Source organism: Chloroflexus sp., assembly GCF_034432675.1.
Lineage (GTDB): Bacteria > Chloroflexota > Chloroflexia > Chloroflexales > Chloroflexaceae > Chloroflexus.
Window position 1 is genome coordinate 1 of the sequence record NZ_DAOUBI010000034.1, and the last position, 9,521, is coordinate 9,521.

Annotated in this window: 13 protein-coding genes; 7 read left to right on the top strand and 6 right to left on the bottom strand. The window is 55.9% G+C overall.

The features are described from left to right. The first annotated feature begins 482 nt into the window (after nt 1-482). The 3 genes from VAE55_RS02995 to VAE55_RS03005 all read left to right on the top strand — a co-directional run bounded on the left by VAE55_RS02995 (nt 483) and on the right by VAE55_RS03005 (nt 2,376). On the top strand, nt 483-719 hold the full coding sequence (locus VAE55_RS02995) for an FmdB family zinc ribbon protein (RefSeq protein ID WP_322814335.1): 237 nt from the start codon (nt 483-485) through the stop codon (nt 717-719). 16 nt (nt 720-735) lie between these two features. Beyond that, nucleotides 736-1,773, top strand: a complete 1,038-nt coding sequence (locus VAE55_RS03000; RefSeq protein WP_322814336.1) for a GTP-binding protein — start codon at nt 736-738, stop codon at nt 1,771-1,773. Nucleotides 1,774-1,866: 93 nt separating this feature from the next. Next, a complete protein-coding gene (locus VAE55_RS03005; protein ID WP_322814337.1) occupies nt 1,867-2,376 on the top strand; it encodes an NUDIX domain-containing protein in 510 nt (169 codons plus the stop codon). Between the two features lie 3 nt (nt 2,377-2,379). Here the strand turns inward: VAE55_RS03005 and VAE55_RS03010 are convergent, their stop codons facing one another. The 4 genes from VAE55_RS03010 to VAE55_RS03025 all read right to left on the bottom strand — a co-directional run bounded on the left by VAE55_RS03010 (nt 2,380) and on the right by VAE55_RS03025 (nt 3,666). Further along, on the bottom strand, nt 2,380-2,526 hold the full coding sequence (locus tag VAE55_RS03010; protein WP_322814338.1) for a hypothetical protein: 147 nt from the start codon (nt 2,524-2,526) through the stop codon (nt 2,380-2,382). A gap of 70 nt (nt 2,527-2,596) precedes the next feature. Further along, nucleotides 2,597-3,079, bottom strand: a complete 483-nt coding sequence (locus VAE55_RS03015) for an ABC transporter ATP-binding protein (RefSeq protein WP_322814339.1) — start codon at nt 3,077-3,079, stop codon at nt 2,597-2,599. 3 nt (nt 3,080-3,082) lie between these two features. After that, the gene (locus VAE55_RS03020; protein ID WP_322814340.1) at nt 3,083-3,268 is read right to left on the bottom strand and encodes a CbiQ family ECF transporter T component; all 186 of its coding nucleotides are present in this window, start codon (nt 3,266-3,268) and stop codon (nt 3,083-3,085) included. Beyond that, entirely contained in the window at nt 3,265-3,666 is a 402-nt protein-coding gene (locus VAE55_RS03025; protein ID WP_322814341.1) for an energy-coupling factor ABC transporter permease, read from the bottom strand. The genes VAE55_RS03020 and VAE55_RS03025 overlap by 4 nt, the downstream gene beginning before the upstream one ends. 614 nt (nt 3,667-4,280) lie before the next feature. Between VAE55_RS03025 and VAE55_RS03030 the strand changes: the two genes are divergently transcribed. The 4 genes from VAE55_RS03030 (at nt 4,281) to bchE (ending at nt 7,913) form a co-directional block, all read left to right on the top strand. Then, nucleotides 4,281-4,622 carry a hypothetical protein gene (locus VAE55_RS03030; protein WP_322814342.1) on the top strand — a complete coding sequence of 114 codons (342 nt, stop codon included), beginning with the start codon at nt 4,281-4,283 and terminating at the stop codon, nt 4,620-4,622. 2 nt (nt 4,623-4,624) lie between these two features. Beyond that, on the top strand, nt 4,625-5,407 hold the full coding sequence (locus tag VAE55_RS03035) for a TlyA family RNA methyltransferase (RefSeq protein WP_322814343.1): 783 nt from the start codon (nt 4,625-4,627) through the stop codon (nt 5,405-5,407). 182 nt (nt 5,408-5,589) lie between these two features. Next, a complete protein-coding gene (gene bchJ / locus VAE55_RS03040) occupies nt 5,590-6,192 on the top strand; it encodes a bacteriochlorophyll 4-vinyl reductase (RefSeq protein WP_322814344.1) in 603 nt (200 codons plus the stop codon). A gap of 71 nt (nt 6,193-6,263) precedes the next feature. Then, nucleotides 6,264-7,913 carry a magnesium-protoporphyrin IX monomethyl ester anaerobic oxidative cyclase gene (gene bchE, locus VAE55_RS03045; protein WP_322814345.1) on the top strand — a complete coding sequence of 550 codons (1,650 nt, stop codon included), beginning with the start codon at nt 6,264-6,266 and terminating at the stop codon, nt 7,911-7,913. A 59-nt stretch (nt 7,914-7,972) separates the two neighbouring features. Here bchE and VAE55_RS03050 read toward each other — a convergent pair whose 3' ends face one another. Then, the gene (locus tag VAE55_RS03050; protein ID WP_012259510.1) at nt 7,973-8,533 is read right to left on the bottom strand and encodes a VTT domain-containing protein; all 561 of its coding nucleotides are present in this window, start codon (nt 8,531-8,533) and stop codon (nt 7,973-7,975) included. A 22-nt stretch (nt 8,534-8,555) separates the two neighbouring features. Further along, nucleotides 8,556-9,287 (bottom strand): DUF5995 family protein, encoded by a 732-nt coding sequence (locus tag VAE55_RS03055; protein ID WP_322814346.1) that lies wholly within the window; start codon nt 9,285-9,287, stop codon nt 8,556-8,558. Nucleotides 9,288-9,521 lie beyond the last annotated feature (234 nt).

A 9,521-nucleotide genomic window follows, 5' to 3' on the forward strand; every position in this document is an offset into this window, starting at 1 on the left:
CGCAACAAGCCTCCGTGATGAACGTGGTGTGCACGATCACAGTGATTGGGGTATGGACGAAGCGCAACAACCATCTGTGCCTCTGTGGTGAAAAACGACAATGTAGACCTTCTGTTCGTTTCTGAACCTTGCTGGGGGCGGGAGTCAACGTCAGTGCAGGTAAGCAAGATTGACGTTTGTGTTCGTTAATGATATATTGTATCAAAACAAACCGTAGGAATTGCATCCATCGGCACCGGTTTGTAAGCAACGTGGTACCAGCTGATGACTGGTGCTATTTCTGGACTGCCTGACAAGTGTCGCCAATCCATATTTGCGTTCTATGTTTTTGAGACGAGGTCTTATAAATTGCCGCCAGTTGATCTCTCTACATAGTGACAGAGCAGTGGGATGGTAGGTGCGTGCGCCGGCGGTTGGAGGATGGACCTGGCGTTGATTGATATCGTCACACCAATTGAGCATAAGTGATCAGGATGGTACGTATGCCGCTCTATGTCTATGAGTGTCCGGAGTGTGAAATTGAGCTGGAAGAGCGCCGACCGGCCTGGCAGGCTGACGATCCGGTCGAGTGTCCGATCTGCCATGGGTTGTGCGTGCGCTCGGTGAGTGTGTTTCACACCCGGCGGGAGTCCTCGCCGGTGTATGCCACCCCTGCTCAGGTGGCACGGGTGGTGCACGGGATCGATTGTGTCTGCTGCCGGCCACGCCGGCGTTCCTGAATGAAGGAGATATACAGTGAATGCATCCCCTATTCCGATTACGATTCTGACCGGTTTTCTCGGTGCGGGTAAGACGACGCTTTTGAATCGGATTTTACGCGCCAACCTTGGGCTTCGGACTGCGGTGCTGGTCAATGATTTCGGCACTATCAACATTGATACGCAGCTTGTGGTTGATGTTGATAGCGATACTATCGCTCTGGCGAATGGTTGTATCTGCTGTACGATCCGCGATGATTTGTTGCGGGCTGCTTTGAACCTGCTGGAACGTCCGCTGCCACCTGAGTATGTCATTATCGAGACGAGCGGGGTCAGCGATCCATGGGCAGTTGCCGATACATTTCTCCTGCCAGAATTGCGATCATTGTTCCGCCTCGATGGCGTGATTACGGTGGTTGATGCTGAGTATGTTGATCAACAGCCGACGTATGAGTCGTTGATTATTGATCAGATCAGCGCCGCCGATATTGTCGTACTCAATAAAATTGATCTGATTTCGCCTGAACGTCATCGTTCGGTAGAGGAATGGATTCGGCGAATTATGCCTCAGGCCCGTATCTTGCCGACGAGCTACGGTGATGTGCCGCTCGATCTGCTGTTCGATAATGAACGTTCTGCGGCGACGATCCGCCTGCACCCGGCAGAGGGTGTTACTGAGGATACTCATGAGCACGATGGCGAGCATGACCATGATCACGGCGCTGCATTTGCGACATGGAGCTATGTTTCGGTACGACCATTTACACTGCGTGCCTTCCGGCGCGTGATTCTCGATCTGCCACCGGCAATCTTTCGCGGAAAGGGTGTTGTCTATCTGGCCGAGGTTCCGCAGCGGAAAGCGATCCTTCAGCTTGTGGGGGTGCGGGTACACGTGACCGTGGGTGAGCCGTGGGGTGATGAGATACCGCAGACGCAGATGGCCTTCATCGGCCTGCCCGGTGGGGTTGATGAGGTGCTGTTGCACGCTGCCTTTGATCGCTGTCTAGCCTCAGATCAAACGGTGCCTGGTGAGATGGCCGAACAGCAAAGCTGGACACGCCCATCTGCCTCGTAGGATCAAGAGGGTGAATCCACAATGCGCAAGGGGGATCGTTTTATGTTATACTACAGTGCTTGCCGGAATCGTTAATCGTCGCCTTAGAGACACATGTATCGCCAACATTCGTTCTGTTCATTTTGCGGTCACCCCTTCGCCGAGCATCAGCCATGGCCACGATTGTGTGCCAACTGTGGAAGTACAACCTATCGCAACCCCTTACCGGTTGTGTTATTGTTGCAGCCGGTTGATGATGGCCTGCTCCTGATCCGACGCGCTGCCTATCCGCGGCGTGGGCAATTAGCACTGCCGGGTGGGTTTATCGAGATGGGTGAGCGCTGGCAGGATGCGGCTGCGCGCGAATTGCAGGAAGAAGCCGGGGTTGAGGTTGATCCGGCATTGATCAGCGATTTTGCGGTACGCAGCACCTCTGACGGCTATTTGCTGGTATTTGGGCTGGGGCCACAGTTGCGAAGTGAGGATTTGCCTCGCTTTCTGCCTAACAGTGAAGCTGCGGAACGGGTGATTGTCACTGCGCCAATTGAGCTGGCCTTCCCGCTGCATACCGAGATGGTTGCGCACTTCTTTACGCAGCTCCGTCAGTGGCGTCCTCTTACCTGATTCCTATCGCAAACCGAATTCATACAGACGGTGCTGATCGGCAAGCAAGGTTGTCGTCGCTTTATCGGCAACGATCTGCCCATCGGCCATGACAATCGCACGTAGCGCGAGATCGGCTACCAGGTCAAGGTCATGCGTGGCGATGATCATCGTTTGGGGGAGGGCGTGGAGGAGTTCGATCAGTTCGCGGCGGGCATGCGGATTAGGCCCGGCGGACGGTTCATCGAAAGCTAAGGATGGCCGGTTGCATCGCCAGCACCGTGACCAGAGCGACCCGCTTGCGCTGACCGAGACTGAGGCGATGAGGCGGGCGCTGCTCGAACCCCTGCACGCCGACTGCTACCAGCGCCTGGTGTACTCGTTGGGTGACATCTGCCGGCGGTAGCCCCATATACTGCGGCCCGAAGGCGACATCATCACCGACGGTTGCCGAGAAGAGCTGGTCATCGGGGTTTTGAAAGACCAGCCCGACCATTGCCCGCGCCTGGCGCACGGTCTGTTTTGTGACCGGTGTCCCGTTGACGATGACGGTTCCGCGTTCTGGATGGAGCGTTCCGTTGAGGTGGAGGAGCAGCGTGCTTTTGCCGGCACCGTTAACACCGAGCAGGGCAACTTTTTCGCCTGCGGCGACGGTCAGGCTGATCCCACGCAGGGCCGGTGTGTGATCGGGGTAGCGATACCAGAGCTGGGTTAGTTCAATCATGGTTCAGGTGTAGGCAATGACAAGGATACTTGCGAAGACCACGAATCCACCACCGAGCAGCGCATACTCTCTCCCACAGAGTGGGGGATGGGTGGTACGCAGGGGATGGCCAGTGTAGCCGCGGGCCAGCATTGCTGCGTAGACCCGCTCACTGCGCTCGCAGGCACGGATCACGAAGGTGGCAATCATCTGGCCGGTGATCCGTGCTCGCTAGCGGAGGGTCTGACCATAGCGGTAGCCGGGAATGGCGGCACAGCGGCTGTCGCGTGCCCGCAGCATGCGGATGGCTTCCTCGCATGGACGCCGAGCATCGCCGGAAAGACGATACCTGCCGGAAGGTCAGAGAGCACGAGTTGGGCAGAGGTAAGAACGGCGGCGACCATAACGGACAACCAACCGGTAGCGGTAGCAACCAGGGCAATACGCAGCCGATTGGTGGTGAAGGCATGATCCTGAACCAGCAGGGGGCGGGCGATCCAGCCACCAATCGCGGCGGTGGCAATCCCCATGTTGAAGATATTGGCCCCCATAGCCACGATACCGCCATCTTGAAACACAATGGCCTGAAGGGCAATCACACACGTCATCACGACCATACCGGCCTATGGTCCCAGAACGATAGTGGATGATGCATAAGTGACCAGGATGGGGAACGGTGTACCACGCGCCGGATCGTGAGCACGGCTGGCGCGGCAGCATGGCTGCCGCACGCCAAACTGCGCGACACGTGCATGACGAGCGGGTACGGCAGTCTATCAGGCACGGGCTGGGGCTACGCACTGCCATCGGGCCAGTTGCCCACAACAACACTTATGGCGATCATAGCCGCTGATACGCATGTGGTTGATACCAGTAGTGGATGATGCATAAGTGACCAGGATGGGGAACGGTGTACCACACGCCGGATCGTGAGCACGGCTGGCGCGGCAGCATGGCTGCCGCACGCCAAACTGCGCGACACGCGCATGACGAGCGGGTACGGCAATCCATCAGGCACGGGCTGGGGCTGCGCACTGCCATCGGGCCAGTTGCCCACAACAGCATACATCGCGATCATACCCACGCCCCACTCCCTACTCCCCACTCCCCCGATGGAAGCTGGGGCTGGGAGTAAAGTGCAGGGCGCAACGCCGGCATAGGGTGATGATTGGATGGTGGGTCAAGCTGTCGCTGTGCCCAGATTTGATATAATGAGGTCAGTATGAGCGGATATTTTACGATTCCAACTCGCTTTCGGCTGACCCCGGCCCAACGTGAGCAACTGAACTGGTTGCTTCGGGAGCGGGATATTGAGCTTGATGATCTGATTACCGAACTGGTGACTGACTACCTTGCCGGTCAACCATTGCCACCCGCTTCACCGCCGGTTGATCGCCATTCAACCATTCGTGAACAGTTGCGTTTACGGCGCAGTCAATTACGTATGCTGCGCGCCCAACTCCACGATCCCCACAACCTACCGCCGGACTGGTTACGGGCTATGGTCGCCGAATTAGAAGAAGAGATCGCCCGGCTGGAACTTGAATTGCAGCGGGAAGAGTGAATATGCCCCGTCAGCGCCTCGATCAGGTACTGGTTAGTCGTGGACTGGCTGAAACACGGGCACGGGCGCAGGCATTGATCATGGCCGGCCAGGTGCTGGTGAATGGTCAGGTCCAGACCAAGGCCGGAACGCTGATCGCTGACGATGCCAGTGTTGAGGTGCGTACCGGCTTGCCATATGTCAGTCGTGGTGGTTTTAAACTGGCCCATGCCCTTGATCAATTTGAGCTTGATCCGACAGGCTTAACCGCGCTGGATGTCGGTGCTTCGACAGGTGGCTTTACTGATGTCTTACTGCAACGGGGAGCCGGACGTGTCTTCGCAGTTGATGTTGGATACGGCATTCTCGATCACCGTTTACGGAATGACCCGCGAGTCGTGGCGCTTGAACGAACGAACATTCGCCATCTGACGGCGCTGCCGGCCAATACGTTGGCCGACTGTGCCGTGATCGACGTGAGCTTCATCTCGTTGCGCCTGGTTCTGCCGGCAGTGCAGCGGCTCGTGGCTCCGGCAGCCTGGATCGTTGCGCTGATTAAGCCGCAATTTGAAGCAGGGCCAAAGCATGTTGGCAAAGGCGGCGTGGTACGTGATCCCGCAGTGCACGCGCAGGTCATTCGCGATATTCTCGGCTTCGTGCGCACCTGTGGTCTTAATCCTGCTGCGCTGACCCGATCGCCGATTACCGGCCCTGCCGGCAATATTGAATTCCTGACCCTCTTTCACCCGGCCCGTCCCACGCTCGATAGCGAACGGGCAATCGCCTCAGTAGTACACACGCATTGATATGGCTGGATAGAGCCAGTGTGCCTAGCGGTCATTGCCCGGTAAAACCTCTTGCCAACCTTCTGCCCAGCTTTCTTCACCCGGTTTTTACGCTGAGTGAATGAATCACAACGAGCGGATGGAAGCAAAAATGTTACATTTAAGGCATACATTGACACTTCAAGTAATAGTGCAGGCTGACTATGCAAGAGGTTGCTACGGAAGCTCGAATTGGGCCAAATTCGATCATTCAGACTGTTGCAGCAGCGCGTGCTCAGTACGGTGAAGAGGCAGTTGCGGACTGGCTGCGGCGAACAGGGCGTGGACATTTGCTGGATGCGATGCCCGACCATATGCTGCCAGAGAGCGAATTTGGTGACCTGATTGCCGATCTGCGTTTCTGGTTAGGGGTATCGGCAGCAGCAGATGTGCTCGCGCAATCTGGTGACTTGACTGCGCAGTATGTGGCAACACACCGCGTACCGGTGCCAATTCGCTGGTTACTTCCCCGTTTGCCGGTTGGACTCGCCCTGCGCATCTTTCTGCCCGCTATTGCCCGTCATGCCTGGACGTTTGCCGGGAGTGGACGGTTCGGCTACACGTTGCAGCCCGCATGGCGTTTGACCCTGGCCGATAGTGTTGAAGCCCGTGGGGTACGAGCTACCGAACCAGTATGTGCCTACTATCGGGCTGCGTTCGAGGGCTTACTGCGCCGGGTGGTTTGTGATCGATTGCGGGTACACGAGGTAGCGTGCCGGGCGATGGGCGCGGGCCGGTGTGAGTTTGCAGTGGAGTTGAGCAGATGATCTGCTGCTCATCATAGTTTTCCATGTACGTGTAGTTCAGACTTGGTCGTCAAAAGGAAGAGAGGTCTCGCATGCGGATCATGATGATCCAGCCGAATTACCATGCTGGTGGAGCAGAGATTGCCGGCAACTGGCCACCGAGCTGGGTGGCGTACATTGGCGGGGCATTACGGGCAGCAGGTTTTGATAACCTGCGCTTTGTTGATGCCATGACCGAAGACCTGCCTGACGAGAAGCTACGTCTTATCTTGCGCCACAATCGCCCTGATGTTGTCATGGCGACGGCGATTACGCCGATGATCTACAAAGCCCAGGAGACGCTCAAGATTGCCCGCGAAGAACTACCAAATGCCCGGCTGATCCTCGGTGGTATCCATCCGACCTTTATGTATGGTCAGGTGCTGACTGAAGCGCCCTGGATCGACTATATCGTGCGTGGCGAAGGTGAAGAGATTATTGTTGAGTTGATGCAGGCCATCGCCTATGGTAGTGATCAGCGTGACCGGGTAAAGATTCGCGGGATTGCCTACCTCGAAGATGGCAAAGTCGTGGCGACGCCGGCCCGTGATCCGATTGCTGACCTCGACAAACTGACACCGGATTGGAGCCTCTACGACTGGAAGGGTTACATTTACGTGCCGATGAATGTGCGTGTGGCCGTGCCCAACTTCGCACGTGGATGTCCGTTCACATGCCGTTTCTGTTCACAGTGGAAATTCTGGCGCCGTTACCGGGCGCGCAGCCCACAGAAATTTGTCGATGAAATTGAGACACTGGTACGTGATTACAACGTTGGCTTCTTCATCCTGGCTGATGAAGAACCGACAATCAACCGCAAGAAGTTCACTGCCCTCTGTGAAGAATTGATACGGCGTCAGGTACGAGTCTATTGGGGCATCAACACGCGGGTGACCGACATTTTGCGCGATGAAGCGCAGTTACCCCTCTGGCGAGCGGCGGGATTGGTGCATATTTCGCTCGGTACCGAGGCGGCAGCCCAGATGAATCTCGACCGCTTCCGCAAACAGACCACCATTGAACAGAATAAACGGGCTATCGAACTGATTAAGAAGCACGGCATGGTGGCTGAAGCGCAGTTCATCATGGGTATGGAGAACGAGACGCCGGAGACCATCGAGGAGACATACCGCTATGTCCTCGACTGGAAGCCGGATATGGCGAACTGGAACATGTACACCCCGTGGCCATTTGCGGAACTATTTGAGGAACTGGGCGACCGGGTTGAGGTGCGTGATTACGCCAAATACAACTTCGTGACTCCGATCATGAAGCCTGATTTGATGGATCGGGAAGAGGTATTGAAAGGCGTCCTCCGCAACTATGCACGCTTCTACATGCGTAAGGCGTTTCTCGAATACCCATTTATCAAAGACCCCTTCAAGCGCCGCTATATGTTGGGTTGTTTACGTGCCTTTATGAAGACGACGGTCACCCGCCGCTTCTACGATCTGGGTCGTGTGCATGTGCGTGGCACGCAGCTTGAGATTGATCTGGGCTTCGACGAGTCACGTGTGTTGACGCCAGAGCAGATCGCTGCGCTGAAAGAGCAGAAAGTATTGCATGCCGATACCACCTTTGGTGGCGCAGCACCCGGCATCGATCCAGAGGAGATCAAGATTCAAGCGGAAAACCCACTTAACTTACCGCTTGAGGCGGCAAGTGTCAACCCCGGTAGCGAATCCGAGACTCGCTCAGCCTAAAGGTCAATTGCCTGCACCGGTACGCTGTCACGAGAACAACGACAGCGTACCGGTTTTTATCACCATCCGCCAAACAGAGTATAGCCCAGCACCACAACCAGCCCCATGCGCACGATGCGGGCAAGAAACACCGTAATGACAAATGTCCAAACCGGCACCCCAACTGCACCGGCAATAATGCCTGCCACATCGAAAAAGGGATTGGGAGGGGCAGACAGGACGAACAGCACCAGTGGGGCACGCCATGGGTGTTGCATCTGGCGATGCACCCAATCGTAGAACGAAGTGCGCTCCATCGCTTTGCGCCCACTGCGTCCGGCGTAAAAAGCCACCAGCTCACCCAAGACCGATCCGGCAGCCGCAGCGATTGCGACGCCATAGGGATTAAACGCCTGTCCCAGGCGAATCAGCAATGGGTAATACGGTACCGGCACCACAATCGACGCATTCGCAATTCCGGCAGAAAGAAACGCCCCAACGTAACCGAGGGCGCCTAACCGTTCAACCAGATCAGGAGGGAGAAGGATAAAGACCAGCACATTGGCAACAGCGATAGTGATACCTACCACTGCTGGCCAGAGCCAGACCCGCCACAATGGCAATGGTGTTTCAGCAGACATATCTCCTCGTTGTGTTTATCGCTTAAAGCAAACGTAGTCGTTTCAACCAGCGCAATGGATAGCCAAAACTTCTCACTTCGGTCAGATTACCGCTGAGAAGATAAGCCCTGGCCAGTGCGAGCTGATCAACCTGATGACGGTCAGTCAGATGTTCTTCCTGATCGTTCAGGCTCATCACAGCCAGGGCCTGTCGCCAGACATCATTACGCCAGTTACGGATCAGACGAGCGGTACACCACTCATCGAATGGCCCACAAACCGCATCAAGAAGCTGGAGCGTTGCTGAGTAGGGAGCAATAACTTCATCCTGCACCCGATCAATAGTTTGTTCGATGACACGATTAACGGCTAGATAATCAGCATGGCGCTGACGCTGTTGTTCCGCAGAGAGCAATGGCCATTCCTGGTGTAGCAGATCGTCCAGTACCAGCGCCAGATCGCAATTGATATGGGCATTCACACCGAGTAGTAAATGTTGCGCAACGGATGCATTCTGCCGATTGGCGTAGGTGAAGCTGTACTGCCAGACAGCCGGTCCACTCTGGTCGCGTTCCCAGGCCGCGAGAGCGGCAAAATAATAATCGGCAAAGCTGTCGATTAAATGAGCGACCCAATCGGGATCGAAGAAGTCGTGACGTGCCACTGCGGAGAGCATGTTCTTTGTCATCCGCCGATAACAGGCAAGAAAGATAGAACGCCGGTCGCCGACTGCCTTCCACTGCTCGACCAGGGTTGTCATTCGTTGTGTCAACACAAGAATACAGTAGTCCTTTCGTGGTTGGTTTGGGGCGATTTCTTCGGTTTCCCGCTAACAGTGTACCACGTAAATATCGTGGTGAAGTGCAGGAACATTGTCAAGTCCCAGATTACTCTTATGCCTCATTCTGACGGGATACATCGTGTGAGGTTCTACCCGCTTGACAAAACCGGCAGCTCTTGCTATACTTTCACCCGTCAATCGCTCCGGCGATGACACGGAGGACGGCCC